Here is a 25815-nt window from a genome sequence, read left to right as displayed (position 1 = left end):
CAGGATTAGCTATGCGCAACAGTGAACATTACATCACCACCACCGGGTCGGAGCCGCTAGCGACCGACGACGAAACGACCTGGTCATTTCCTGGGGCCATCATTGGCTTCGTCTCATGGTTGCTGGCGCTGGGCATTCCGTTTCTCCTCTACGGCGGCAACACGCTGTTCTTCTTTCTCTACACCTGGCCTTTCTTTCTGGCGTTGATGCCCGTCGCGGTTGTCGTCGGCATTGCGCTGCACTCGCTGCTCAATGGCAAGCTCCTGTACAGCACCGTGGTCACGATTGTGACGGTGGTTCTGATGTTTGGTCTGTTATTTTTGTGGCTCATGGGCTAACTTCAGCCATAATTCAAACCGTAACCAACTGTGTAACGATATTGAGCAGGACGATTCTGCGGAAAAAATGTGGTACATTTGCCCGCGATGTTGCGGCATCTCTGTTACCCCGGCGTAGTGCTCTGGGGAAGTCTTGGGATGATGATGCCGTTTTTCAGGGGGCAGGATGGGTAAACTAACGCTGCTGTTGCTGGCTTTGCTAATCTGGCTGCAATATTCGCTGTGGTTCGGTAAGAACGGACTGCACGACTATAGCCGGGTGAGCGATGACGTCGCGGCTCAGCAGGCAACAAACGCCAAACTTAAGGCGCGAAACGATCAACTCTTTGCTGAAATTGATGACCTCAATGGTGGGCAAGAGGCGATTGAGGAACGCGCACGCAATGAACTCAGTATGACTAAGCCGGGCGAAACCTTTTATCGTCTGGTTCCGGATGCGTCTAAACGCAATCAGGGCTCAGCACAAAACAATCGATAATCAGGCCCAGGATTACGACATGGCAGTAACTTTTTCGGACGTATGCGCCGTGGTGCCGGCCGCAGGTTTTGGTCGGCGCATGCAGACAGAATGTCCCAAGCAGTACCTCTCAATTGGCGATAAAACTATCCTTGAGCACGCCGTGGCGGCGCTGCTGGCGCACCCGCGGGTGACGCGGGCGATCATCGCTATCAGCCCGGGCGATGAACGTTTCGCACAGCTACCGCTGGCAAATCATCCGCAGATTACCGTCGTTGACGGTGGCGCCGAGCGCGCCGATTCCGTGCTGGCGGGCATTCAGGCCGCCGGAAACGCGCCGTGGGTGCTGGTGCATGACGCGGCGCGTCCTTGTCTGCATCAGGACGATCTTGCGCGCCTGCTGGCCCTGAGCGAAACAAGCAGGGTTGGCGGGATTCTGGCCGCGCCGGTGCGCGACACCATGAAGCGCGCCGAGCCGGGCAAACAGGCTATCGCCCACACCGTCGATCGCGTCGATTTATGGCACGCGCTGACGCCACAATTTTTCCCCCGCGAATTACTCCACGACTGCTTAACGCGTGCGCTTAAAGAAGGTGCGACCATCACGGACGAAGCCTCTGCGCTGGAATATTGCGGTTTCCACCCTGAGCTTGTTGAAGGACGCGCTGATAATATAAAAGTTACGCGTCCGGAAGATTTACAGCTCGCGGAATTCTATCTTACCCGTTCGACCCATCAGGAGAAGGCATAATGCGAATTGGACACGGTTTTGATGTACACGCCTTTGGCGGAGAAGGCCCAATTATCATTGGCGGCGTGCGTATTCCTTATGAAAAAGGACTGCTGGCGCATTCTGATGGCGACGTTGCGCTGCATGCGCTGACCGACGCGCTGCTGGGCGCTGCCGCGCTGGGGGATATCGGCAAGCTGTTCCCGGACACTGACCCGGCATTTAAAGGGGCGGACAGCCGCGAACTGCTGCGCGAAGCGTGGCGCCGCATTCAGGCGAAAGGCTACACCCTTGGCAACGTCGACGTGACGATTATTGCCCAGGCCCCGAAAATGCTGCCGCACATTCCGCAGATGCGCGTTTTTATTGCAGAAGATCTGGGCTGCCATATGGACGACGTGAACGTCAAAGCGACGACGACCGAGAAGCTGGGCTTTACCGGGCGCGGCGAAGGGATTGCCTGTGAAGCCGTGGCGCTGCTGCTGAAGGCAAGCAAATGACGGACTTCGATAATCTGACATACCTGCACGGTAAACCGCAGGGGAACGGGGTGCTGAAAGCCAGCCCGGAAGATTTTCTTGTGGTGGAGGATCTGGGCTTTGAACCGGATGGCGAAGGCGAACATATCCTGGTGCGTATTCTGAAAAATGGCTGCAATACACGCTTTGTAGCCGACGCGCTGGCAAAATTCCTCAAAATTCATGCCCGCGAAGTGAGCTTTGCCGGGCAGAAAGATAAACACGCGGTCACTGAACAGTGGCTCTGCGCGCGCGTTCCCGGCAATACGATGCCTGATTTAAGCAAATTTGAGCTTGAAGGCTGTAAGGTACTGGAGTTCGTCCGCCACAAGCGCAAACTGCGTCTGGGGGCGTTGAAGGGGAACGACTTTACGCTGGTGCTGCGCGAAGTGTCCCACCGCGAAGATGTTGAAAAACGTCTGAACGCTATCAGTGAACGCGGTGTACCGAACTACTTTGGCGCGCAGCGCTTTGGCATTGGCGGTAGCAACCTGCAGGGTGCGCTGCGCTGGGCGCAAAGCGATGCACCGATGCGTGACAGGAATAAACGCAGTTTTTGGTTGTCGGCGGCCCGCAGCGCGTTGTTTAATCAGATTGTGAGCGAAAGGCTGAAAAAACCGGACGCGAATCAAGTTGTTGTTGGCGATGCGCTACAATTAGCGGGACGCGGAAGCTGGTTTGTGGCAACGGCCGAAGAAATGGCCGATGTGCAGTCGCGCGTGGACGCAAAAGCGCTGATGATTACCGCCGCGCTGCCCGGTACGGGCGACTGGGGAACTCAGGGCGACGCGCTGGCCGCCGAGCAGTCAGCCGTAGCGGATGCGCCAGAATTACAATCCTTGCTGGTGCGGGAAAAAGTCGAAGCGGCACGCCGCGCGATGCTGCTCTATCCGCAGCAGTTAAGCTGGAACTGGTGGGATGATGTAACCGTCGAGTTACGCTTCTGGCTACCGGCAGGTAGCTTTGCCACCAGCGTTGTCAGGGAACTTATCAACACCTCGGGTGATTATGCGAATATTGCTGAGTAACGATGACGGGATCCACGCGCCAGGCATTCAGACCCTGGCGAAACACCTCCGTGAATTTGCGGATGTGCAGGTTGTGGCACCCGATCGTAACCGCAGTGGAGCGTCTAACTCCCTGACGCTGGAGTCGTCGCTTCGCACCTTTACCTATGAAAATGGCGATATTGCCGTGCAGATGGGCACGCCAACCGACTGCGTTTTTCTGGGCGTGAACGCGCTGATGCGACCGCGTCCGGATATCGTTGTCTCCGGCATTAACGCCGGGCCTAACCTCGGCGATGACGTGATTTACTCCGGTACCGTGGCGGCCGCAATGGAAGGGCGCCATCTGGGGTTCCCGGCGCTGGCGGTTTCGTTAAACGGCCACACGCACTACGACACCGCCGCCGCGGTAACCTGTTCGATCCTGCGGGCGCTCGGCCGCGAGCCGCTGCGTACCGGGCGTATCCTCAACATCAACGTGCCGGATCTTCCTCTCGATGAAATTAAAGGCATTCGCGTCACCCGCTGCGGGAGCCGACATCCTGCCGATCAGGTGATCCCGCAGCAGGATCCTCGCGGCAACACGCTTTACTGGATTGGCCCTCCCGGAGATAAGTGCGATGCGGGTCCGGATACCGACTTTGCCGCCGTAGATGAAGGCTATGTTTCGGTAACCCCGCTGCACGTGGATTTAACCGCGTATAGCGCTCATGATGTGGTGTCGGGCTGGCTGGATCGCGCAGGAGTGAACGCGCAATGGTAAACAAACGTGTACAAACTCTTCTGGAACAACTCCGCACGCAGGGGATCCGCGACGAGCACGTGCTTGAAGCGCTTGCCCTGGTTCCGCGTGAGAAATTTGTAGACGAGGCGTTTGAACATAAAGCGTGGGAAAACGTGGCGCTGCCCATCGGGCAGGGCCAGACGATTTCGCAGCCTTACATGGTGGCGCGCATGACGGAGCTGCTGGAGCTGACGCCCGACTCCCGCGTGCTGGAAATTGGCACCGGGTCGGGGTATCAGACCGCGATCCTGGCGCATCTGGTTCATCATGTTTGCTCCGTTGAGCGGATTAAAGGTTTACAGTGGCAGGCGCGTCGTCGCCTGAAACAACTTGATTTACATAATGTTTCGACACGTCACGGTGATGGATGGCAGGGTTGGAAGGCGCGTGCCCCGTTTGATGCGATCATCGTGACGGCGGCCCCGCCTGAAATTCCTGCAGCCCTGTTGTCGCAGCTGGATGAGGGGGGCATTCTTGTTCTGCCTGTCGGGGACGAACAGCAGCTTTTGAAGCGCGTTCGTCGGCGCGGCGGCGAGTTTATTATCGACACCGTGGAAGCCGTGCGCTTTGTGCCTCTGGTCAAGGGCGAGTTGGCCTGAGACTCGGAATTATCCAGGGTTATTAAGGCAAATTCAGCGTATGGTGTGGCGCGAAAGATTCGTGCCATCACGGTAAATTTTAAGTCACTGGTAGTTAACACATTCCTGGGGGATAAATGAGCGCGGGAAGCCCTAAATTCACCATCAGCCGTGTTGCGGCATTATCACTGGTTTCGCTCTGGCTGGCAGGCTGTACAAGTTCTAACAACGCGCCTGCCCCCGTCAGTTCTGTTGGCGGAAACAGCGGCTCCGGTAACACGTCCAGCGGAATGTTGATCACACCTCCGCCTAAAATGGGTACTGCTGCGCAGCAGCAAACACCACAAATTCAGCCTGTGCAACATCCTGTTACACAGCCAATGCAGGTTCAGCCAGTCGAACAGCCTGTTCAGACTCAAAATGGCCGCATAGTCTATAACCGTCAGTATGGGAACATTCCGAAAGGCAGCTATACCGGCGGCAGCACCTATACCGTGAAGCGCGGCGATACGCTGTTCTACATTGCGTGGATCACCGGGAACGATTTCCGTGACCTCGCGCAGCGCAATAACGTCCAGGCCCCGTATGGTCTGGAAGTCGGGCAAACGCTCCAGGTGGGCAACGCGACGGGCACGCCGCTTACGCCAGGCAACACCGTTTCAGCGGCTGATGTGACTGCTCAAAATAACAGCGTGAAGCCTGCACAAAAATCCACCACGATGGTTGCTTCACAACCTGTAATTACGTATTCTGAGGATTCAGGTGATCAGACTGCTAACAAAATGTTGCCGAATAATAAAGGTACTGCGACTGTTGTCACAGCACCGGTGACGGCACCTGTGGTTAGCTCTACTGAACCGACTGCCAGCAGTATGACCTCCAGTTCGCCAATTTCTGCATGGCGCTGGCCAACTGACGGCAAGGTTATCGAAAACTTCTCTTCCTCCGAAGGGGGAAATAAAGGGATCGATATCGCAGGGAGTAAAGGACAGGCTATCATCGCGACCGCAGACGGACGCGTTGTGTATGCCGGTAACGCTCTGCGCGGTTACGGTAATCTTATTATCATCAAACATAACGATGATTACCTGAGTGCCTACGCCCATAACGACACAATGCTGGTCCGGGAACAACAAGAAGTTAAGGCGGGGCAAAAAATAGCTACCATGGGTAGCACCGGAACCAGTTCTACACGCTTGCATTTTGAAATTCGTTACAAGGGGAAATCCGTAAACCCGCTGCAGTATTTGCCGCAGCGATAATTTGACGGGGCATGCCAGCCAGGGTGTCTCGTTCAGGGATCACGGGTAGGAGCCACCTTATGAGTCAGAATACGCTGAAAGTTCATGATTTAAATGAAGACGCGGAATTTGATGAGAACGGAGTAGAGGCTTTTGACGAAAAAGCCTTAGTAGAAGAGGAACCCAGTGATAACGATTTGGCTGAAGAAGAGCTGTTATCGCAGGGCGCCACACAGCGTGTACTGGACGCGACTCAGCTTTACCTTGGGGAGATTGGTTACTCCCCACTGCTAACGGCCGAAGAAGAAGTCTATTTCGCACGTCGTGCTTTGCGTGGTGATGTGGCCTCGCGCCGTCGCATGATTGAAAGTAACCTGCGACTGGTCGTGAAAATTGCTCGCCGTTACGGCAATCGTGGTCTGGCTCTGCTGGATCTGATTGAAGAGGGCAACTTAGGTCTCATCCGCGCAGTTGAGAAGTTTGACCCGGAGCGCGGGTTCCGTTTCTCAACCTACGCGACCTGGTGGATTCGTCAGACCATCGAACGGGCTATTATGAACCAGACCCGTACGATTCGCCTGCCGATTCACATCGTCAAAGAGTTGAACGTTTATCTGCGCACCGCGCGCGAGTTGTCCCATAAACTGGACCACGAGCCAAGCGCAGAAGAAATTGCCGAACAACTCGATAAACCGGTTGATGACGTAAGCCGTATGCTGCGTCTCAACGAGCGCATTACCTCCGTTGACACCCCGCTGGGTGGCGACTCCGAAAAAGCGCTGCTGGACATCCTGGCCGATGAAAAAGACAACGGTCCGGAAGACACCACGCAGGACGATGACATGAAACAGAGCATCGTTAAATGGCTGTTCGAGCTGAACGCCAAACAGCGTGAAGTGCTGGCACGTCGTTTCGGTTTACTGGGGTATGAAGCTGCGACACTGGAAGACGTTGGCCGCGAAATTGGCCTGACCCGTGAACGTGTTCGTCAGATTCAGGTTGAAGGTCTGCGCCGCCTGCGTGAAATTCTGCAGGGGCAAGGTCTGAATATCGAAGCGCTGTTCCGCGAATAAGCAACCTTTCGTCAAAAAAGGCCCGTCGTGAGACGGGCCTTTTTCTTTTGCGCTACGGCTGCGCCGTTTCGTGCAGCAGCCGCCACAATATCCGATCGCCTTCCTGATTGAGCACTGCGGTTGACCAGCGCACGTTGTCTGGCAGGTCTGGCCGGGTTTGCGTTTCCCGGTAGTGCAGCACCGCGCCACGATCCCTGCGCTCAATCGTGGATAATTCGTCAATGACGATCTTCAGTCCGGGACGGCTTCCGCGCTGTTTTTCCAGAAAACTGACCAGACCGATATTGTCGATATGAACGCCGCCCGGCGGGATCATCAGGAAATCTGGATGGAAACGGGCGAGCAGGGCGTCGGAATCACCTTCACCTTTGCCTAACCAGTCTTCAAGCGCAATGTGGAGGTCGATAATGTCGTGTTCGAAAGGCGTCATGAATTCTCCTGTCGCAGCTGGGCGAGCACCTGCGTATTGTTAAGTTGAAAAACGTACAGTACAGGCAGCAAGGTCATGCCTGCGGCAAAAATAAACATTCCGTGCCAGGCCGCGAGCGGTGTCAGCCAGGCCTGCGCCAGGTTCAGCGCCTCCGCCAGCAGCAGGGCACCGGCAAAAAAGCTCAGCTGGCGATTAAGATTCCACAGCGCGCTGGCATCCGGCATCTCTTCCCGGCGCGTCGTGAGAAAAGCGCTGCTCTGAGCCGTACTGCTGCACAGGCTTCCCCCCGCGCCCATCAGGGTAAACGCAACGGCAGGTAGCAGCGTAGCCGAACTGACGTTAATCAGAAGCAGAATACCCGTCGCCTGCAGCAGGCAGCCGATGACGATCGGCGGTCGGGGGCCGATACGGTTAAAATAGCGTCCCGTTACCGTGATGGCGATAAACGATGCCACAGACCACGGCAGCATGAGCATCCCCGTTTCGGCTGGACTCATGTTCGCTTCGTGCTGAAGATAAAACATGCCCGTGACGTTCACCCCAATAAACATGCCGGGTACGCAGATATAGACAAGCATGGAAAAACGTAAAAGCGGGTCCGCGAGCAACGACAGGTTTAGCAGTCTGGCCGCGTTCATCGCGGGCATTTCGTGTTTAAGCCACAGGCAGGCTAAAACAAAGGTCACGATAGCGACCGGTAGCGTGGCGAAAAATATCCATCGCCAGCTTAGCGTCTGCACCAGCAGGCCGCCGATAGCCGGGGAGCAGGCGGGGGCAAGCAACGCGACCAGCATCACCGCCGAGGAGAGTCGGGCACGCTCGTGAGGCTTAAACTGTTGCCAGGTCAGGGCCTGTCCGACGGGGATCAGTAAGCCTCCTCCCACCCCCTGGATCACTCGCCAGGCGATCAGGCTTTCAAGCGTTCCAGACAAGCCCGCCGCAGCGGAAGCTGCGCTGAACAGAAAAAGCGAGAGCAGGATGACGCGCTTTGGCCCGATGCGGCGCGTGAGCACGCTGCTGAAAGGGATCACCAGCGTCAGGCCGGCAATGTATCCGTTACTGACCCAGGCAAGGGCTGAAGGCGTGGTGTTAAAGGCGTGAGCCATAGCCGGGAACGCGACGCTGGCAATAAACATATTGATCAAATCAAGAAAAAAGCCCAGCAGATAAACAACGGCGACTTTGCTGCGATACGTCATGGTGGATCCTCCGGTGAGGTGGCGTATCGTATCGACCCGGGAAGCACGGATAAACCTGATAAAGCGCGATATACTGTCAAAAATATTTTGACAGTAAAAGGCGTGATGATGATTAACTTACAGCGGGCGCAGATGTTTGTCGCGGTAGCCGACACCGGCAGTTTCACTGCCGCAGCTGAGGCAATGGGACTGACAAAAGCCGTGGTCAGCTTCAATATTCGCCAGCTTGAAGATGAGCTGGGCGTTACGCTGCTGCTGCGCTCCACCCGCCGCCTGACGCTAACCGAGGCGGGTGCGCTTTTTCATCAGCGTAGCGTGGCGCTGCTGAAGGATGCAGAACAGTTGCAGGATGATGTCCGCGCAAATCATGCGGGACTCACCGGTGAACTGCGGATCACGACCACGCCTGAGTATGGCTCGCAGGTCGTAGTGCCGCTGCTGGCCAGGTTCAGCCAGCAGCATCCGGATCTTCGCGTGCGTCATGTTTCGTCGTCCCTGCACGCTGACCTTATCTCGGAGCGCTTTGACGTTGCCATCCGGCTGGGAACGCTTGTTGATTCTCGCAACCACGCTGCGCTGATTTCGCACTTCTCTATTCTCGCCGTCGCGACGCCGGGATGGCTCGTTAGCCATCCTGTCGAAACGCTTGCGCAGCTGTCCTGTGCCGAATGGATTATTCACGAGCGCCTGGCTTCGCCGCTGCGCTGGCAGGTGAAAGATGCCAGCGGTGCGCCTGAAATGCTGGAGATAAAAAAAGCGCCGCGCCTGTTTGCCGACGGTGCTCAGGCCCTTATGGCCTTTGCACTTGCAGGCTGTGGCGTGGCGTTACTGCCGGAATGGCTGGCGCGCGATGCGCTTGATGCGGGAAAGCTGGTCCCGGTTTTACCGGAATACACCTTTGCACGGCAGGGCATCTATGCGGTTTATCCTGATGCCCGGCACGTGTCAGCGAAAGTGCGCACCTTTATCGATTTTATGCGCACCAGCGTGAATTAACCGTGCATCATCTTTTTGATGAGGGCAGAGAATTGGTCCCGCTCGGCTTGAGTCAGACGCCCTAAAAACGCCTCATCCACCTCGTTGCCAACCGGCTTACAGTCTGCAAGCAGGGCTTCACCTTCTTGCGTCAGGAAGACAAACCGGCGCCGCTTATCCGCAGGGTCGTGCTCGCGTTTGACCAGCCCGCGCGCCTCCATGCGGCTCAGCATTTCCGCCAGGGTCGCTTTCGTGCTGACCGCCACTTCGGTCAATGCCACCTGTTCAATGCCCGGATGCTCGGCAATGGAGCGCATTACCGCATACTGCGGCTTGGTCAGTTCCGGTAATGCATGCTGCCATTGCGCGGTATGCTGTTGAAAAAGCTGACGTAACAGGTGGAACGCCTCTTGTCTTAGTTCCATGAACACTCCGACGGAAAAAAATCACCCACTATGATAGCCGCTCTTGCTCTGGATTTTAACGCGGCTTTTTTTAGCAATTTGTGTGATCGTATGCGAACAATCTTGTCATGAAATCGATCCGGGAGTACTTTACTTATAATGTTCGTGTACGAACAAATTGATTGAGGTGCTGAATGAGATTGATAGTAGGAATGACGGGGGCAACGGGCGCGCCGCTTGGCGTGGCGCTGCTGCAGGCGCTACGGGAAATGCCGGAGGTGGAGACCCACCTGGTGATGTCGAAGTGGGCAAAAACCACCATTGAGCTGGAAACGCCTTACACCGCGCAGGACGTTGCTGCGCTGGCTGATGTTGTCCACAGCCCGGCTGACCAGGCCGCCACCATCTCCTCCGGTTCGTTTCGTACCGACGGCATGATCGTCATTCCCTGCAGCATGAAAACGCTGGCCGGGATCCGCGCGGGCTATGCCGAAGGGCTGGTGGGCCGTGCGGCTGATGTGGTGCTGAAAGAGGGGCGCAAGCTGGTGCTGGTGCCCCGCGAAACGCCGCTCAGCACCATTCATCTGGAAAACATGCTTGCGCTTTCCCGCATGGGCGTGGCGATGGTGCCGCCCATGCCTGCGTACTACAACCATCCGCAAACCGCCGATGACATCACCCAGCATATCGTGACGCGCGTGCTCGACCAGTTTGGCCTGGAGCATAAAAAGGCGCGCCGCTGGAACGGATTGCGGGAGGCGAAACATTTTTCACAGGAGAATAAAGATGGCATTTGATGATTTGAGAAGCTTCCTGCAGGCGCTCGATGAGCAAGGGCAACTGCTGAAAATTGAGGAAGAGGTGAACGCTGAGCCGGATCTGGCGGCGGCAGCCAACGCAACCGGCCGCATTGGCGACGGCGCGCCCGCGCTGTGGTTCGACAACATTCGCGGGTTTACCGATGCCCGCGTGGTGATGAACACCATTGGCTCCTGGCAAAATCACGCCATTTCGATGGGGCTGCCTGCGAACACGCCGGTGAAAAAGCAGATCGACGAGTTTATTCGCCGCTGGGATAAATTCCCGATTGCGCCAGAGCGCCGCGCCAACCCGGCCTGGGCGCAGAATACGGTGGATGGTGAAGACATTAACCTGTTCGATATTCTGCCGCTGTTCCGTCTAAACGATGGCGACGGTGGTTTTTATCTCGATAAAGCGTGCGTCGTCTCGCGCGACCCTCTCGATCCGGATCACTTTGGCAAGCAGAACGTTGGCATCTACCGAATGGAAGTGAAGGGCAAGCGCAAGCTCGGCCTGCAGCCGGTACCGATGCACGATATCGCCCTGCATCTGCACAAAGCGGAAGAGCGCGGTGAAGACCTGCCGATTGCCATTACCCTCGGCAACGATCCGATCATTACGCTGATGGGGGCGACGCCGCTGAAATACGATCAGTCGGAGTATGAAATGGCCGGCGCGCTGCGTGAAAGCCCTTACCCGATTGCCACAGCGCCTCTGACCGGCTTCGACGTGCCGTGGGGTTCTGAAGTGATCCTGGAAGGGGTGATTGAAGGCCGTAAACGCGAAATTGAAGGGCCGTTCGGCGAGTTTACCGGGCACTACTCCGGTGGTCGTAACATGACGGTTGTGCGTATCGACAAAGTTTCTTACCGCTCAAAACCGATTTTCGAATCCCTTTATCTCGGTATGCCGTGGACCGAGATTGATTATCTGATGGGGCCGGCCACCTGCGTGCCGCTCTACCAGCAGCTGAAAGCGGAATTCCCGGAAGTGCAGGCGGTGAACGCGATGTACACCCATGGTCTGCTGGCGATTATCTCCACCAAAAAACGCTACGGCGGTTTTGCCCGCGCGGTGGGTTTACGCGCCATGACCACGCCGCACGGTCTGGGCTACGTGAAGATGGTAATTATGGTGGATGAGGATGTCGATCCGTTCAACCTTCCGCAGGTGATGTGGGCGCTGTCGTCGAAAGTGAACCCGGCAGGGGATCTGGTGCAACTGCCGAACATGTCGGTCCTTGAACTCGATCCTGGCTCCAGCCCGGCGGGCATTACCGACAAACTGATTATCGATGCCACCACGCCTGTCGCGCCGGACACCCGGGGTCATTACAGCCAGCCGGTACAGGATCTGCCTGAAACCAAAGCCTGGGCTGAAAAACTGACCGCGATGCTGGCAGCACGCCAATAAGGAGGAAAAGATGATTTGTCCACGTTGTGCCGATGAGCATATTGAAGTGATGGCGACGTCGCCGGTGAAAGGGGTCTGGACCGTTTACCAGTGCCAGCATTGTTTGTATACCTGGCGCGATACCGAACCGCTGCGTCGTACCAGTCGTGAGCATTACCCGGAAGCGTTCCGCATGACGCAGAAGGATATTGATGACGCGCCGCAGGTGCCGACGATCCCTCCGTTGCTATAAGCAAAACGGCAACTCACGTTGCCGTTTGCATGTTTTCACCCTCTCCCCGTGGGAGAGGGCTGGGGTCAGGGTAAAAGACCGCAGAGAACTAAACCAGACTCTTCAACCGATAAATCCACTCCAGCGCCTGACGCGGCGTCAGTGAATCCGGGTCGAGGTTCTCCAGCGCTTCCACGGCTGGCGACGTCTCTTCTGCAGGTACCAGAAGCGACATCTGCGTGCCATCAATCTGCGTCGCCGCCGCGTTCGGTGACAGGCTTTCCAGCTCACGCAGTTTCTGACGCGCGCGCTTGATCACCTCTTTCGGTACACCGGCCAGCGCCGCGACGGCCAGACCATAGCTCTTGCTCGCCGCGCCATCCTGCACCGTGTGCATGAAGGCAATGGTGTCGCCGTGTTCCAGCGCATCAAGGTGGACGTTAGCAACCCCTTCCATTTTCTCCGGCAGCTGCGTCAGTTCGAAGTAGTGGGTGGCGAACAGCGTCATGGCCTTGATTTTATTCGCGAGGCTTTCCGCACAGGCCCATGCCAGCGACAGACCATCATAGGTTGACGTTCCGCGTCCGACTTCGTCCATCAGCACCAGGCTGTGCTCCGTCGCGTTATGCAGAATGTTTGCCGTTTCGGTCATCTCGACCATGAAGGTTGAACGACCGCTCGCCAGATCGTCCGCAGCCCCGACGCGGGTAAAGATACGGTCGATGGGACCAATCTCCACGTTTTGCGCCGGGACGTAGCTGCCGATATAGGCAAGCAGGGCAATCAGCGCCGTCTGACGCATATAGGTACTTTTACCGCCCATGTTCGGACCGGTAATGATCAACATTCTTCTCTGGGGTGACAGGCTCAGCGGGTTGGCGATGAACGGTTCGTTCAGCACCTGCTCGACCACCGGGTGACGGCCTTCAGTGATGCGAATGCCGGGCTTGTCGGTAAAGGTTGGGCAGGTGTAGTTCAGCGTTTCCGCGCGTTCTGCCAGGTTCACCAGCACGTCCAGCTCTGCGAGCGCGCTGGCGCTCAGCTGCAGGTCGGCCAGGTGTGGCATCAGCATGTCGAACAGCTCGTCATAAAGCTGTTTTTCCAGCGCCAGCGCTTTCCCTTTCGAGGTGAGGACTTTGTCTTCGTACTCTTTCAGCTCGGGAATGATGTAGCGTTCGGCGTTTTTCAACGTCTGGCGACGCACGTAGTGAATCGGCGCCAGGTGGCTCTGCCCGCGGCTGATTTGAATATAGTAACCGTGTACCGCGTTATACCCCACTTTCAGGGTGTCGAGCCCGAGACGTTCGCGCTCGCGTATTTCCAGCTTGTCGAGGTAGTCCGCCGCACCATCGGCCAGCGCGCGCCATTCGTCCAACTCTTCGTTGTACCCTGGGGCAATCACGCCGCCATCACGCACCAGAACCGGAGGCGCATCGATAATGGCGCGCTCCAGCAGTTCGCGAAGCTCGGTAAACTCGCCCATGGTTTCGCGGAGTTTCTGTACCGGTGCGCTGTCAACGTCACTCAACTGCGCACGCAGTCCCGGCAGCTGCTGGAAAGCATGACGCATCCGCGCGAGGTCGCGTGGTCGTGCTGTTCGCAGCGCCAGACGGGCAAGGATACGCTCCAGATCGCCCACCTGGCGCAGGACCGGCTGCAGTTCGGTATAGCGATCCTGCAACGCAGCAATCGTCTGCTGACGGCAAACCAGCGTATCGGTATCGCGGATCGGCATATGCAGCCAGCGTTTCAGCATGCGGCTGCCCATTGGTGTCACCGTACTGTCGAGGACCGACGCAAGCGTATTTTCTACGCCACCCGCCAGGTTCTGCGTGATCTCCAGGTTACGGCGCGTGGCGGCATCCATGATGATGCTGTCCTGCTGGCGCTCCATGGTGATAGAGCGGATATGCGGCAGGGAGGTGCGCTGGGTATCTTTCACGTACTGCAGGAGGCAACCTGCCGCACACAGCCCGCGCGGGGCATTTTCAACGCCAAAGCCAATCAGATCTCGAGTGCCAAACTGCAGATTCAGCTGCTGGCGCGCGGTGTCAATTTCGAATTCCCACAGCGGACGACGGCGCAACCCGCGACGACCTTCAATCAACGCCATTTCGGCGAAATCTTCGGCATAGAGCAATTCTGCCGGGTTGGTGCGCTGCAGTTCGGCTGCCATCGTTTCACGATCGGCTGGTTCACTCAGACGAAAACGCCCGGAGCTAATGTCCAGCGTCGCGTAGCCAAACCCTTTGCCGTCCTGCCACAGCGCTGCCAGCAGGTTATCCTGGCGCTCCTGTAACAGGGCTTCATCACTGATGGTGCCGGGCGTGACGATGCGTACGACTTTGCGTTCTACCGGGCCTTTTGAGGTCGCCGGATCGCCGATCTGTTCGCAGATTGCGACGGACTCACCCTGATTCACCAGTTTCGCCAGGTAGTTTTCTACCGCGTGGTGCGGGATACCTGCCATCGGGATGGGCTCGCCCGCCGATGCGCCACGTTTGGTCAGCGAGATGTCGAGCAGCTGCGATGCCCGCTTAGCATCGTCATAAAACAGCTCGTAAAAATCGCCCATACGGTAAAACAGCAAGATTTCCGGATGCTGTGCCTTCAGCTTCAGATACTGCTGCATCATCGGCGTATGTGCGTCGAAATTGTCGAGTGTGCTCATGGAGTTATGATGTCCATTTCTTTGAATATAAACCGTTTTGATCGGCTCAGTGGCCGTTTGTTCCTTCTATTGTCGCATGAAAAAAAGGTACGGCGCAGAAAAATGTCGTGGCTTTACGAGGCATCTTCCGCCATTAATTCGATGACAATTTTTCCATGCTCTACGCCAACCCTGACTCGGGAATGGGTGGTAAACCCCGCCTGTTCAAGCCAGTCACCTTTTAAGCTCAGCGCCGCATGTACGCTGTAACGCTTAGGTATCTTGGTATTGCGGTCTTCATGGCGCTTTCTGAAATATCCCACTGTTAAATGGCGATAGGGTTTGTTGATAGCGATGTCTTGCATAGGATCTCCCGACAACATGGACAAAGGTCATTTCTGATGCCTGTATAAAATACCAGTGATTATCGGCCGGTGCAGGGATAAAACTGGAATCAGGCTTCAGAAAACCGCATGCAACAACTGAAATCCCGCATTGAAAGGTGTATTATTTTTGCACTTTATTGTTCGGTGAGTTGCTATGCCCGGTAAACGAATTTCACGCGAAAAAGAGACCATCGCGAAAATGATCGCGCTGTATCAGAAGCAGTGTCCTCAGGCCTCTGCGGTAGAGGGGCACTATCAGGCGCTAAATGCCTATGCCGATAAGCGCCTGGATAAATGCGTTTTCGGGGAGGAAAAGCCCGCCTGTAAACAGTGTCCGGTCCACTGCTACCAGCCTGCGAAACGCGAAGAGATGAAGCAGGTTATGCGCTGGACAGGCCCGCGTATGCTCTGGCGTCACCCCATTCTGACCGTCCGTCATCTGATGGATGACCGTCGTCCCGTACCGGAACTGCCGGAAAAGTATCGTCCGAAAAAGTGACCGGTTCAGCTTCTGAGCGGGCGGCAAATCACGTTCATGGCCAGCGCGCTGCAGAGCGGGAAGAGGGCCAGCAGCAGCCAGGGTAACATCGCCTGCGTGGAGGGCACCAGGGCGCGATCCAGCAGACTGCCAAACAGCAAATTCCCCGTCAGTACTGCGACTCCGCCAGCGGTGGCGAGTGCGCCGTAGTGCGCACCGAGCGTAGATTCCTCCGCAAACCGAGGGATCAGATCTTTAGCCGATGGCACCAGCAGCATTTGTCCCAGCGTCAACAGCGTGACAAAGCAGACAGAAGGCAGCAAGCGCAGCCAGCCTTCCGGCGGCGTCATCGGTGCGAACGTCGCCACGCTCGCAAAGGCGGCCGAAAGCAGCAAAAATCCCACCGGCAGAATACTCACTGCGCCCACGCGACGGGCAAACCGCGCCAGCGGCAGCTGTAAGGTGATGAACAGAATGGAGGCCAGCATAAAAAGCGGGCCGAGATCTTTCTCGTTACCGCCGGAGCGCTGGATCTCTACCGGCAGCGCCAGATAAAGCTGGTTATAACTTAGCAGCCATGAGCTGTAGGCAATGATAAAGGCGACAAAGCGCGGCTGGCGGAACGTTGTCCACCAGGGCTGTATTTTCAGCGTCTGTGAACGGTGGCCAACAGCAGGCAGGCAAAAGTAGAGCACCACTAACGCAATGATAAAGACGCCTGCCCCCGCCAGCGCCACCTGACGAAAACCCAGGCCGGTGAGCAGGGCGCCAGCAACCGGGCCCAGCACCGCGCCGAGTTCTCCGCAGACGGCAAAGAGCGCAAACCACTCCGCGCGGCTTCGTTTGCCTTTCGCCTCGCTTTGAGTGCCTGCTTTTGCGAGCAGTGCCTCAATCGAGGGGGAGAATAACGCGCCGCCCACGCCCGTCAGACACGCGCCCAGAATAATCGGCCACAGCGATTCCCCGAAGGCCAGCAGCAGATAACCTGAAACACGAACAATACAGCCGTTCAGGATAACCACTTTCGCGCCAAACCGGTCCGAGAGTGCACCGCCGACGATAAACATCCCCTGCTGGGAGAAGGTACGCAGGCCCAGGATCAGGCCGATCAGCCCGCCGGAGAGCAGCATGTCGTCGCGCAGGAATATCGCCAGAAAGGGAACAACGGCGTAAAAGCCAATGTTAAAAACAAACTGGCTACCCAGTAACACGGGCGGCCAGAGCGTGGTGGCAGGGCGAAGGGGCATCGTCGTTCACTCGCCCCTAAACGATAAAGTGGATGTGCTTTTTGCCATGGAACGGCGAGATCTCGATTTTGGTTTTGACCCGGAAAACATCCCAGAGCAACGACTCGGATAAGATGTCCTGCGGTGTCCCCGTCGCTACAATTTGCCCTTTCTGCATGACTATCAGCGAGTCGCAGAACATCGAGGCGTGATTGAGATCGTGGATAGCGACAATGCTGGTGACCGGTAATTCGCTGATCAGCTGCATCAGCTGCATCTGATGATGAATGTCCAGGTGGTTGGTCGGTTCATCCAGCAGGATTTCCGTCGGGGTCTGGGCCAGCGCGCGGGCAATATGTACGCGCTGACGCTCACCGCCGGAGAGGCTCAGCCAGCCCTGGTCATTTTTATCCTGCATATCCACACGTTGCAGAGCGGCGGTGACGGTCTCATCATCGTGCTTGCTCCAGTTGGAAAAGGCGGAGTGGTGCGGTATACGTCCAAGTTTCACCACGTCGCGAACGCGCATATTGGCGTCAGTCATGCCGTGCTGCTCCACGAAGGCGACCCGGCGGGCAAGCTGCTTTTTGGCGATGCGGGTAATGTCCTGGCCGTCCAGGGTGACGCGGCCAGCGTCAGGGCGACGCAGCCCCGCGAGGATACGTAATAGAGACGATTTACCGCAGCCGTTAGGGCCAAGCAGTCCTACCGTTTCGCCCCGTGACACCTTCAGCGAGACGTCATTAACGATGACTTTTTTTCCGACCTTCCAGGTAATATTTTCCGCGCAGATGCTCATCACTTATTCCTTGAACGGTAGATAATCACGGCAAAGAAGGGGACGCCAACCAGCGCGGTGACCACGCCGACGGGCAGGCTTTGCGGCGCAATCAGCATGCGCGAGGCGATATCAGCCAGCACCATCAGGATCGCCCCTGCCAGCGCGCTGGCAACCAGCAGCGTGCGGTGCAGCGGCCCGAAAAGGAAACGCATCACGTGCGGCACCACCAGCCCGACAAAGCCGATTGAGCCCGCCATGCTGACAATCGTCGCGGTAATCAGCGCGGTAGTGGTAAAGAGCGTCAGGCGAACCCAGGGAACGGCAATGCCCAGCGACGCCGCGGCGTCGTCACCGAACGTAAAGGCATCCAGCGCACGGGAATAGTAGAGGCAAATGGCTAACCCAATCAGCACGACGACCAGTGCCAGCTGGAATTCAGGCCAGCGTACGCCGCTGAAGCTGCCCAGCAGCCAGAACATCACGTCGCGTGCCTGCTGGGCACTGGCGGAGGTGCTGATGGTGTAGGCGGTAATGGCGTTGAAAAGCTGCGAGGCGGCAACGCCTGCCAGAATAGTACGTTCATTCCCGCCGCGCGCGCCGTTCGTCAGAAACGCGACAAACGCAAACGCGGCGAACGCCCCGGCAAAAGCACCGGCAGAGAGCGACACCGCCCCGGTACCGATCCCCAATACGACGACAGAAACCGCCCCGGTCGACGCGCCCGCGGACACGCCGAGCACGTAAGGTTCCGCCAGCGCGTTCTTCAGCAGGCTCTGCAATACGGCACCGCAGATGGCCAGCCCCGCACCGCAGCAGGCCGCCACCAGCGCGCGGCTCAGGCGAAAGTCCCAGATGACGCTCTCATAGATACGAGTGAGCGGAACATCGGTGAGCCCCATTTTATTGCTGATGGCGTAAAACACGTTATCCAGCGGGATGGACAGCTCGCCGACGCTGACGCTCAGCGCGATCGCCAGAAATAACAGGACCAGAGCGAGCAAACCCGAGGTCGTCAGAACCAGGCTCTGCCGGGCCTGAAGAACGGCGGTTGTCATCAGTTCAGCCCCAGCTTTCTGAGCTGTTCGCCGACCTGCTCAGCCCCGTAAATCGTGCGGATCGTCGGGTTCATGGCCTGACCGTCCATCACCACGATATGATCTTTTTTCACCGCGTCCAGCTGGCTGACGGCCGGATCGCTTTTCAGGAATTTGATTTTCTCTTGCGCGTTATCCAGCGCCCAGCGGTTGCGGTCGAGGCTGGAGACCACAATCACATCCGGATTGGCGGCAATAATGCTTTCCCAGCCCACGGTTGGCCATTCGGTCTCGGAGGTGATGGCGTTATGCCCGCCCATCAGGCTCGCGATAAACCCGGAGGGGCTATTTTTACCGCCGACGTAGGCGTCTGCAGAAGGGGACGAACTGGAGAACCAGAAAACAAACGAAAGGTCTTTTTTACTCTTGCCGAATTCCTTACGCAGGTCGGCCTCGCGTTTTTTGAAATCGGCAATAACGGCCTGACCGCGGTCTTCAACGTTAAAGATTTTGGCGAAATCCTCAATCTCTTTATAGAGATACGTCATATCCCACAGTTTCTGGCGGCTGCCGTACATATCGCCGGTGGCTTTTTTGGTCGCGCACATGCCCGGCGACACGTAGCTGTTCACGCCCAGGGTCATCAGATCGTCGCGTTTTGCGACCTTGCTTTCCGGCCCCAGCAGCAGGGGCGACTGCGCCGGGACAAAGTCAGGATTTTGCGCAAGAACGGATTCAAGGGTAGGGATTTCGACCGTCAGGGTTTTGATTTTTGCGTTCTGTTCCGCGAGCTGCGGCAACACTTTCGTCGGCCAGAAGGCGCTGGCCTTCACCTTATCTTCCAGCCCCAGCAGGAGCAAAATTTCGACGGTATTCTGACCCAGAGCCACGACGCGTTCCGGCGCTTTGGTAAATGTCTCTCTATAGCCACAGTTCTCAATGGTCAGAGGATATGTGGTTGCCAGAGCAGAACTGACCGACGCAACCGCCAGGCCTAACGCGCAGATGACCTTCTTCATGAAACGCTACCCTTGATTAAAATTATTTTTGATGCAAATGAAACTCATTATTAAGGCGGAATTTTATACAGAGGAAACGATTTTGTGTCAATGAGGGACAATTGCGCAGGGTAACAAAAGGCGGTGTCAGAAAAACACCGCCGGAATAAGGCCTTAAATGAGGTTCTCTTTATCAATCCCGAGACGCTTCATGCGCGACAGCAGGGTGGTGCGTTTTAATCCCAGGCGCTGGGCGGCACCTTTTGGCCCGGCGACCACGCCGTTGGTCTCTTTCAGCACGCGCATAATGAGCTGATATTCATCTTCTCCCTCTTTCGCTGTCTCGGGGGCGGGCGCTGTCACGTCAGGAAGCGTAACTTCAGGCAGGGAGAGTTGCAGCACATTACCGCGCGTCAGCAGCACCGCGCGTTCGATGACGTTTTCCAGCTCGCGCACGTTGCCGGGCCATTCCATTGATGAAAGGGTGCGCAACGTCTCGGCAGGAATGCTGTCGATGTTTCGCCCCATCCGACGCGCGATCTTCGCGGTAAAGGCTTTGACCAGCAGGGGGATATCTTCCGGGCGTTCGCGTAGCGGCGGCAGGAAGATCGGGAACACGTTCAGGCGATAGTAAAGGTCGCTGCGAAACTCGCGGTCGGCGACCATTTTTTTCAGGTCGCGGTTGGTGGCGGCAATCAGCCGTACGTCGGTCTGGATAAGCTTGTTGCTGCCAAGACGCTCAAACTCCTGCTCCTGCAGGACGCGCAGCAGTTTCGGCTGTAGCTCCAGCGGCATATCGCCCACTTCGTCGAGGAACAGCGAGCTTTTGTCCGCCAGCTCAAAACGGCCCAGCCGCTGGCTGCTGGCCCCGGTGAATGCACCGCGTTCGTGGCCGAACAGATCGCTTTCCAGCAGCCCCGCAGGCATCGCGGCGCAGTTCATCTTCACCATCCGTCGGCTGTTGCGGTTGCTCAGGTTATGGATGGCGCGGGCAATCAGCTCTTTACCGGTGCCGGTTTCACCGAGGATCAGCACCGTGCTGTCGCTTTGCGCCACCATTTCAACCTGCTTGAGCACGCTGTACATGGCGTCGCTGCGCCCGATGATTTCACCAAACTCGCTGTCCACGTTGTTGAGCTGTTCGGTCAGGGCCAGGTTCTCATCCACCAGCCGCTCTTTCAGGCGATGAATTTCCTGATAGGCGAGGGCGTTATCCAGGGCGATAGATATACGTTCGGCAATCTGGCGCAGCAGCTTCAGGTTGGCGGTGGTGAACACGCCTTCCTCGCACTGCGCCAGCTTCAGCACGCCGAGCATGGTGTTGCCGGACATCAGCGGCAGCAGGCACAGGGTCTGAATTTTATTGCCCCATGTGTTGAACAGCATCCGCTCGTACGGCGCGACCGGGTCCTGCTCGTTCAGGTTGAGCAGGAGGATCTCTTTGCTTTTGAAGACCCGCTCAGAAAGGGTGCCCGCTTCGTCCACCTCGCTCTGCTCGTGCGCCGGGTTGGCTTCATCGAGATAGTGCGTGGAGTAGATGTTCAGCTTGCCCTTGCGATGGCCGCGCAGCGCAATGCTGATGGCGTCGATTTTGAAATAGTGGTGGATCTCTTTCGAGACTTCGCTGACCAGCTCGTCCATGTCAAGCCGTGACAGCACGGCGTTGGTGATGGCGACCAGAATGCGGAAGTTGTCGCGCTCGCGGCTCAGCAGGTCGTAATCGACATTATTGGTGACGCGGCTTTGGATCTGCTCCGCGACGACGGCCACAATCTGGGTAAAGGTGTGCAGGCGCTCGTATTCCGCCTCGCTCCAGGGCTGGTCGGTCGTGCGGATAAACTCGCATCCGCCAAAAATCTGACCCTCTGCAGCCAGCGGCAGCATGCAGTAATGCCCGAAAGGCTGATAGAGGTCGCTCTCCGCGAGCCGCGGCCACGCCTGGCGAAACTCCGCAAAGCTGCAGTGCAGCACTTCAGGCCGGGAGAGTATGCGGCGCACCGGGCCATGCGCCAGATACGTTTCGTCTTCGTATTCAAACGTTTTGCCATTATCACGCGTTGAGTAGTAGCTCGCGCGCTGCGTTCCGCTATGCCACAGTACAATCGCTGCGCTGTCCGCCAGCGCCGATTGCCTGACCAGCCGCGTCAGGGCATCGCTCAGCGCACCGAGATCGGGCTGCTGTAAAAGTGTGCGCGTGATGTCAAACAGGCCCTGCTGTCCAAGATCGCTCATCGGTGTATACGGCATATTGCTTTCCAATAGAAACTGGCAAAAAAGAGACATTCAGTGCTGACCGCTTTTAGCGCGGTTCTAGCAAATACGGGGTAAGGGTTCCGCGTGCGGCAGATCCAGCGTCCGCTTCACGCCATAAAGCCCGGTCAGGCGCACCCCTTTGCGCTCAACCACTTCGCCGATTATTGCCGCGTCTTTTCCTGACGGATGAGCCCGCAGCTGTTCAAGAACGGCTTCCGCGGCCGTGCGTTCAACGCCGATTACCAGCTTGCCTTCGTTAGCAAAGTTTAGCGGGTCGAGGCCCAACAGCTCGCACAGCCCGCGCACGGCGGTTTTTACAGGAAGGTCGCGCTCGGTCAGTTCAATACCGTACCCGCAGCTTGCCGCAAACTCATGGACGACGGCATTCACGCCGCCTCGCGTGGCGTCCCGCAGGGCTTTCACGCCGGAAATACCGCGCAGCGTCTGGATCAGCGGGGTGAGCACCGCGCAGTCGCTGTGCAGTTCCCCGTCCAGCCCCAGGCCTTCGCGCAGGTTAAGGATGGTCGCCCCGTGGCAGCCCAGCGTGCCGCTCACCAGCAGCACGTCGCCCACGCTAAGCCGCTGCGCGCCCCAGTGAATATCGGCGGGAATCGCCCCCATGCCGGCGGTGTTGATAAACAGCTTGTCGGCCGCGCCGCGCTGCACCACTTTGGTATCGCCGGTGACGATGGCTATCCCCGCCTCGCGCGCGGTCTGCGCCATGCTGTTGACGACTGCCGTGAGCGTCTCCATAGGTAACCCCTCTTCGAGGATAAACCCGCAGGAGAGATAGCGCGGAATGGCGCCGCTGACGGCCACGTCGTTGGCCGTGCCGCAGACGGCGAGCTTGCCGATATCGCCGCCGGGGAAGAACAGCGGGTCAATCACGTAGCTGTCGGTGGAGAAGGCCAGCCTGTCGCCCAGCGCGGTGAGGGGGGCGAGGTCAATGCGCGCCTGGTCTTCCTGTTCAGCGAGCCAGGGGTTGTTAAAAGCTTCCATAAACAGCCGGTTTATCAGCTGCTGCATCGCCTGTCCGCCGCTGCCGTGCGCCATTTCAACCGTATTCATGCTTCACTCTCCTGGTTGCGATACTGATACCACGCGGCACACGCCCCTTCGGAGGAGACCATCAGCGCGCCAAACGCCGTTTGCGGGTTACAGGTGTTGCTAAATAACGGGCATTGATGAGGTTTGCACTTGCCGGTGAGCACGTCGCCGCAGCGGGCCCGGGGATCGTCGCAAACCTGCTGCGGCTGCGGGCGGAAATGCGCTTCGGCGTCAAACTCGCTATAGGCTGACGTCAGGCGCACGCCGGATTCGGCAATCAACCCCAGGCCGCGCCACTCGCTGTCGCCCTCAACGCTAAACACGTCGGCTATCGCCTGCTGCGCCCGTTCATTTCCCGCATCCGGCACCACGCGGCGGTACTGGTTTTCCACGGTACTCAGGGCCGCTATTTTCTGCTCAACCAGCATGGTCACGCCTTGCAGTAGATCAAGCGGTTCGAAACCAGCGACCACTAACGGACGATTGTACTGTTCAGCGATAAAACCGTAGGCGTCTGTGCCAATTACCATGCTGACATGCCCCGGTGCCAGAAAGGCGTCAATGCCGTTTCCCGGCTCTTCCAGCAGGCTACGCAGCGTGGGAATGAGCGTAATGTGCTGGCAGAAGAAGAAAAAATTCCCGACGCCGCGCGCTTTCGCCTGCTGCAGCGTGATGGCGGTGGCGGGCATGGTGGTTTCAAACCCCAGGCCAAAAAACACCACCTTGCGCGCGGGGTTGTCCTCCGCCAGCGTCAGTGCATCCATCGGCGAATAGACGATCCGGATGTCGGCCCCGCGCGCTTTCGCCTGCAGCAGCGAGCCGTTTTTCCCCGGCACGCGCATCGCGTCGCCAAAGGTGCAGAAAATGACGTCGGGCTGGCTGGCAATCTCGATACAGCTGTCGATGCGTCCCATCGGCAGCACGCAGACCGGGCAGCCGGGGCCGTGGATAAATTCGATGTTGTCCGGCAGCAGCTGGTCGAGGCCAAATTTGAAGATGGCGTGGGTGTGTCCGCCGCACACCTCCATGATCCGCAGCGGTTTTTCCGCCGTGTATTCCAGCAGCGCCGCGCGCGTTTTCAGATGCCCGATAAGCTGCAGCACCTGCTCGGGCGCGCGGTATTCATCAACGTAACGCATGATTACCGCTCCTCGCCGTACAGCAGCGCGCCCACGTCCGGCTCCACGTCGAACATGTTCTGCAAGGCATCCAGCGTGTCGCGGGCTTCCGCTTCGTTAATCACGCTCATGGCGAACCCCACGTGGACCAGCACCCACTGGCCGAGACGCGAGGCGCCGCTTTCATCGCTGCTGCCCACCAGCGTCAGGTCGACGTCGCGCAGGATACCGCAAACCTCGACCTTGGCCTGATTACCGTCGATGGAGTGAATCTGTCCCGGTACGCCTATGCACATCGTTCGTTCTCCAGCCAGTGCAGCCAGCTGTCCATGCCGTCACCGCGCGTGGCGGAGACCAGCAGGATCTCAATCTCCGGGTTCACCTCGCGGGCCCAGGACAGGCACTTATCCACGTCGAAGTTCAGGTACGGCAGCAGGTCGACTTTGTTGAGCAGCATGAGGGAGGCGGCGGCAAACATATGTGGGTACTTCAGCGGCTTATCTTCGCCTTCGGTCACCGAAAGCACAGCGACTTTATGCCGTTCACCGAGGTCAAAGCTTGCCGGGCAGACCAGGTTGCCGACGTTTTCAATAAACAGGATGCCGTTATCCGCCAGCGGCAGGCGCGGGGCGGCGTCGGCAATCATCTGCGCATCCAGGTGGCAGCCTTTGCCGGTATTAACCTGAATCGCCGGGGTGCCGGTTTCGCGAATGCGCGCCGCGTCGTTAACGGTTTGCTGGTCGCCTTCTATCACCGCGCAGGAGACGCGCCCGTTCAGGCGTTTGAGCGTTTCCGTTAACAGCGTGGTTTTGCCGGAGCCGGGGCTGGATACGAGATTCAGCACCAGCTGTTCGCGCGTGGCAAAGCGGGCGCGGTTGCGGGCGGCGATCTGGTTATTTTTGTCCAGCACGTTGATCTCCACCTCCAGCATCTGGCGCTGGCTGATGCCCGGCGCGTGGGTACCCGCCTCCCCGTGGCCGTAGTGCAGATCGCCCGCAGCGGAGCGTTGCGGGGCGAAGGTGATACCGGTTAAAGCCGCCGCAGGCCGCGGGGCCGGTGAAAAGGGCGCGGAGCGAAACGCGGAATGGGGGTGATGTTCATCCCCTTCTATATACAGGTTGCCTTCGGCGCAACCGCAGGTGCTACACATACTTTACTCCTTCTCGATTTCGAGGCGTTGGATCTGCATGCCGTCGTCCGCCACGATGCGAAGACCGGTGCTCTGACACTGCGGACAGCGCTGAACCTTTGATGACAGCAGGGTGACGTACTGCTGGCACTGCCCGCACCAGCACTCCGCCTGCTGCTCTTCAATATGGAGCTCGCAGCCTTCCGCCAGCGTGCCGCGACACACCAGCTCAAAACAAAAATGCAGGGCACTGGTCTCGACGCAGGAAAACGCCCCGACCTTCAGCCAGACGCCGGTGACGCGTTTCGCATGGTTTTGCACTGCCTGCTGTTCGATAAGTTCCAGAGCCCGCTGGCAGAGGGTGATTTCGTGCATGACGCCTCCTCAATGAATTGCGCCATTGAATGCAATAACGGTGCCAGCTTGATTTTTGTTAAGGCGTGACGATGTCAACGCTGTCGAAATGACACGTCGACACCGCGGCGTTGACAGCGGTTTTGCAATTAAAACCTTTTAAAATCATAAAGATAAAAACTGGCATGGAATCTGCTTAACA

Annotated in this window: 29 protein-coding genes; 14 read left to right on the top strand and 15 right to left on the bottom strand. The window is 57.7% G+C overall.

Translation table 11 applies throughout. From position 1 onward, the window contains the following. Positions 1 to 11: 11 nt before the first annotated feature. The 9 genes from KGP24_RS18515 to rpoS all read left to right on the top strand — a co-directional run bounded on the left by KGP24_RS18515 (position 12) and on the right by rpoS (position 6726). Complete coding sequence (locus tag KGP24_RS18515) at positions 12 to 338, top strand: DUF3561 family protein (protein WP_023333228.1); 327 nt, start codon at positions 12 to 14, stop codon at positions 336 to 338. 166 nt (positions 339 to 504) lie between these two features. After that, on the top strand, positions 505 to 816 hold the full coding sequence (ftsB, locus tag KGP24_RS18510; RefSeq protein WP_008499609.1) for a cell division protein FtsB: 312 nt from the start codon (positions 505 to 507) through the stop codon (positions 814 to 816). A 19-nt stretch (positions 817 to 835) separates the two neighbouring features. Next, positions 836 to 1546 carry a 2-C-methyl-D-erythritol 4-phosphate cytidylyltransferase gene (gene ispD / locus KGP24_RS18505; RefSeq protein ID WP_223561402.1) on the top strand — a complete coding sequence of 237 codons (711 nt, stop codon included), beginning with the start codon at positions 836 to 838 and terminating at the stop codon, positions 1544 to 1546. Then, the gene (ispF, locus tag KGP24_RS18500) at positions 1546 to 2025 is read left to right on the top strand and encodes a 2-C-methyl-D-erythritol 2,4-cyclodiphosphate synthase (protein ID WP_029741541.1); all 480 of its coding nucleotides are present in this window, start codon (positions 1546 to 1548) and stop codon (positions 2023 to 2025) included. The genes ispD and ispF overlap by 1 nt, the downstream gene beginning before the upstream one ends. Continuing rightward, positions 2022 to 3071, top strand: a complete 1050-nt coding sequence (gene truD, locus KGP24_RS18495) for a tRNA pseudouridine(13) synthase TruD (protein WP_223561401.1) — start codon at positions 2022 to 2024, stop codon at positions 3069 to 3071. Before ispF ends, truD begins: the two co-directional genes overlap by 4 nt. Beyond that, complete coding sequence (surE, locus tag KGP24_RS18490) at positions 3052 to 3813, top strand: 5'/3'-nucleotidase SurE (protein WP_223561400.1); 762 nt, start codon at positions 3052 to 3054, stop codon at positions 3811 to 3813. Before truD ends, surE begins: the two co-directional genes overlap by 20 nt. Beyond that, positions 3807 to 4433, top strand: coding sequence for a protein-L-isoaspartate(D-aspartate) O-methyltransferase (locus tag KGP24_RS18485; protein WP_223561399.1), 627 nt, complete (start codon positions 3807 to 3809; stop codon positions 4431 to 4433). Before surE ends, KGP24_RS18485 begins: the two co-directional genes overlap by 7 nt. A 116-nt stretch (positions 4434 to 4549) precedes the next feature. Next, on the top strand, positions 4550 to 5674 hold the full coding sequence (gene nlpD / locus KGP24_RS18480; protein ID WP_223561398.1) for a murein hydrolase activator NlpD: 1125 nt from the start codon (positions 4550 to 4552) through the stop codon (positions 5672 to 5674). 59 nt (positions 5675 to 5733) lie between these two features. After that, a complete protein-coding gene (gene rpoS, locus KGP24_RS18475; protein ID WP_008499600.1) occupies positions 5734 to 6726 on the top strand; it encodes an RNA polymerase sigma factor RpoS in 993 nt (330 codons plus the stop codon). 52 nt (positions 6727 to 6778) lie between these two features. Here the strand turns inward: rpoS and KGP24_RS18470 are convergent, their stop codons facing one another. Together KGP24_RS18470 and KGP24_RS18465 are read right to left on the bottom strand one after the other, a co-directional pair. After that, positions 6779 to 7156: a DUF4440 domain-containing protein gene (locus KGP24_RS18470; RefSeq protein ID WP_223561397.1), complete on the bottom strand. Its 378-nt coding sequence runs from the start codon at positions 7154 to 7156 to the stop codon at positions 6779 to 6781. Further along, positions 7153 to 8355 (bottom strand): MFS transporter, encoded by a 1203-nt coding sequence (locus KGP24_RS18465; protein WP_223561396.1) that lies wholly within the window; start codon positions 8353 to 8355, stop codon positions 7153 to 7155. The genes KGP24_RS18470 and KGP24_RS18465 overlap by 4 nt, the downstream gene beginning before the upstream one ends. Positions 8356 to 8463: 108 nt before the next feature. Between KGP24_RS18465 and KGP24_RS18460 the strand changes: the two genes are divergently transcribed. Then, positions 8464 to 9351 carry a LysR family transcriptional regulator gene (locus KGP24_RS18460; protein ID WP_223563522.1) on the top strand — a complete coding sequence of 296 codons (888 nt, stop codon included), beginning with the start codon at positions 8464 to 8466 and terminating at the stop codon, positions 9349 to 9351. On the opposite strand, the gene KGP24_RS18455 is transcribed toward KGP24_RS18460, so the two are convergent. Beyond that, positions 9348 to 9755 (bottom strand): MarR family transcriptional regulator, encoded by a 408-nt coding sequence (locus KGP24_RS18455; RefSeq protein ID WP_223561395.1) that lies wholly within the window; start codon positions 9753 to 9755, stop codon positions 9348 to 9350. The genes KGP24_RS18460 and KGP24_RS18455 overlap by 4 nt on opposite strands. Positions 9756 to 9928: 173 nt before the next feature. On the opposite strand from KGP24_RS18455, the gene KGP24_RS18450 reads away from it, so the two are divergent. Genes KGP24_RS18450 through KGP24_RS18440 form a run of 3 tightly spaced genes read left to right on the top strand, consistent with a single transcriptional unit; the run spans position 9929 to position 12180 of the window. After that, positions 9929 to 10531: a non-oxidative hydroxyarylic acid decarboxylases subunit B gene (locus KGP24_RS18450; RefSeq protein WP_008499595.1), complete on the top strand. Its 603-nt coding sequence runs from the start codon at positions 9929 to 9931 to the stop codon at positions 10529 to 10531. Then, positions 10521 to 11948, top strand: a complete 1428-nt coding sequence (locus KGP24_RS18445; protein ID WP_223561394.1) for a non-oxidative hydroxyarylic acid decarboxylases subunit C — start codon at positions 10521 to 10523, stop codon at positions 11946 to 11948. The genes KGP24_RS18450 and KGP24_RS18445 overlap by 11 nt, the downstream gene beginning before the upstream one ends. 10 nt (positions 11949 to 11958) lie before the next feature. Further along, the gene (locus KGP24_RS18440) at positions 11959 to 12180 is read left to right on the top strand and encodes a non-oxidative hydroxyarylic acid decarboxylases subunit D (protein WP_045261241.1); all 222 of its coding nucleotides are present in this window, start codon (positions 11959 to 11961) and stop codon (positions 12178 to 12180) included. Positions 12181 to 12268: 88 nt separating this feature from the next. On the opposite strand, the gene mutS is transcribed toward KGP24_RS18440, so the two are convergent. Next, a complete protein-coding gene (mutS, locus tag KGP24_RS18435) occupies positions 12269 to 14830 on the bottom strand; it encodes a DNA mismatch repair protein MutS (RefSeq protein ID WP_223561393.1) in 2562 nt (853 codons plus the stop codon). A gap of 113 nt (positions 14831 to 14943) precedes the next feature. Further along, a complete protein-coding gene (locus KGP24_RS18430) occupies positions 14944 to 15174 on the bottom strand; it encodes a SymE family type I addiction module toxin (RefSeq protein WP_223561392.1) in 231 nt (76 codons plus the stop codon). A gap of 175 nt (positions 15175 to 15349) precedes the next feature. Here KGP24_RS18430 and KGP24_RS18425 point away from each other — a divergent pair, with 175 nt between their 5' ends. After that, positions 15350 to 15694 (top strand): nitrous oxide-stimulated promoter family protein, encoded by a 345-nt coding sequence (locus KGP24_RS18425; RefSeq protein WP_223561391.1) that lies wholly within the window; start codon positions 15350 to 15352, stop codon positions 15692 to 15694. A gap of 5 nt (positions 15695 to 15699) precedes the next feature. Here KGP24_RS18425 and KGP24_RS18420 read toward each other — a convergent pair whose 3' ends face one another. From KGP24_RS18420 to hypA, 10 genes are all read right to left on the bottom strand, one after another. Further along, the gene (locus tag KGP24_RS18420) at positions 15700 to 16920 is read right to left on the bottom strand and encodes an MFS transporter (protein WP_223561390.1); all 1221 of its coding nucleotides are present in this window, start codon (positions 16918 to 16920) and stop codon (positions 15700 to 15702) included. A 16-nt stretch (positions 16921 to 16936) separates the two neighbouring features. Further along, complete coding sequence (locus KGP24_RS18415; RefSeq protein WP_223561389.1) at positions 16937 to 17698, bottom strand: ABC transporter ATP-binding protein; 762 nt, start codon at positions 17696 to 17698, stop codon at positions 16937 to 16939. Continuing rightward, a complete protein-coding gene (locus tag KGP24_RS18410) occupies positions 17698 to 18735 on the bottom strand; it encodes an iron chelate uptake ABC transporter family permease subunit (RefSeq protein WP_223561388.1) in 1038 nt (345 codons plus the stop codon). Before KGP24_RS18410 ends, KGP24_RS18415 begins: the two co-directional genes overlap by 1 nt. Further along, positions 18735 to 19733: an ABC transporter substrate-binding protein gene (locus tag KGP24_RS18405; RefSeq protein ID WP_223561387.1), complete on the bottom strand. Its 999-nt coding sequence runs from the start codon at positions 19731 to 19733 to the stop codon at positions 18735 to 18737. The genes KGP24_RS18410 and KGP24_RS18405 overlap by 1 nt, the downstream gene beginning before the upstream one ends. 153 nt (positions 19734 to 19886) lie before the next feature. Next, on the bottom strand, positions 19887 to 21959 hold the full coding sequence (flhA, locus tag KGP24_RS18400; RefSeq protein ID WP_223561386.1) for a formate hydrogenlyase transcriptional activator FlhA: 2073 nt from the start codon (positions 21957 to 21959) through the stop codon (positions 19887 to 19889). 63 nt (positions 21960 to 22022) lie between these two features. Next, the gene (gene hypE, locus KGP24_RS18395; protein WP_223561385.1) at positions 22023 to 23033 is read right to left on the bottom strand and encodes a hydrogenase expression/formation protein HypE; all 1011 of its coding nucleotides are present in this window, start codon (positions 23031 to 23033) and stop codon (positions 22023 to 22025) included. Further along, positions 23030 to 24151, bottom strand: a complete 1122-nt coding sequence (gene hypD, locus KGP24_RS18390; protein WP_223561384.1) for a hydrogenase formation protein HypD — start codon at positions 24149 to 24151, stop codon at positions 23030 to 23032. The genes hypE and hypD overlap by 4 nt, the downstream gene beginning before the upstream one ends. Before the next feature lie 2 nt (positions 24152 to 24153). Continuing rightward, positions 24154 to 24426 carry a HypC/HybG/HupF family hydrogenase formation chaperone gene (locus tag KGP24_RS18385; protein ID WP_047348042.1) on the bottom strand — a complete coding sequence of 91 codons (273 nt, stop codon included), beginning with the start codon at positions 24424 to 24426 and terminating at the stop codon, positions 24154 to 24156. Further along, on the bottom strand, positions 24417 to 25280 hold the full coding sequence (hypB, locus tag KGP24_RS18380; protein WP_223561383.1) for a hydrogenase nickel incorporation protein HypB: 864 nt from the start codon (positions 25278 to 25280) through the stop codon (positions 24417 to 24419). Before hypB ends, KGP24_RS18385 begins: the two co-directional genes overlap by 10 nt. A 3-nt stretch (positions 25281 to 25283) precedes the next feature. Next, a complete protein-coding gene (gene hypA, locus KGP24_RS18375) occupies positions 25284 to 25634 on the bottom strand; it encodes a hydrogenase maturation nickel metallochaperone HypA (protein WP_032640821.1) in 351 nt (116 codons plus the stop codon). Between the last annotated feature and the right edge of the window lie 181 nt (positions 25635 to 25815).

It is taken from the genome of Enterobacter sp. JBIWA008 (assembly GCF_019968765.1).
GTDB lineage: Bacteria > Pseudomonadota > Gammaproteobacteria > Enterobacterales > Enterobacteriaceae > Enterobacter.
The sequence above is the reverse complement of the archived record's forward strand: the minus strand, read 5'-3'. Positions and strand labels throughout refer to the sequence as shown.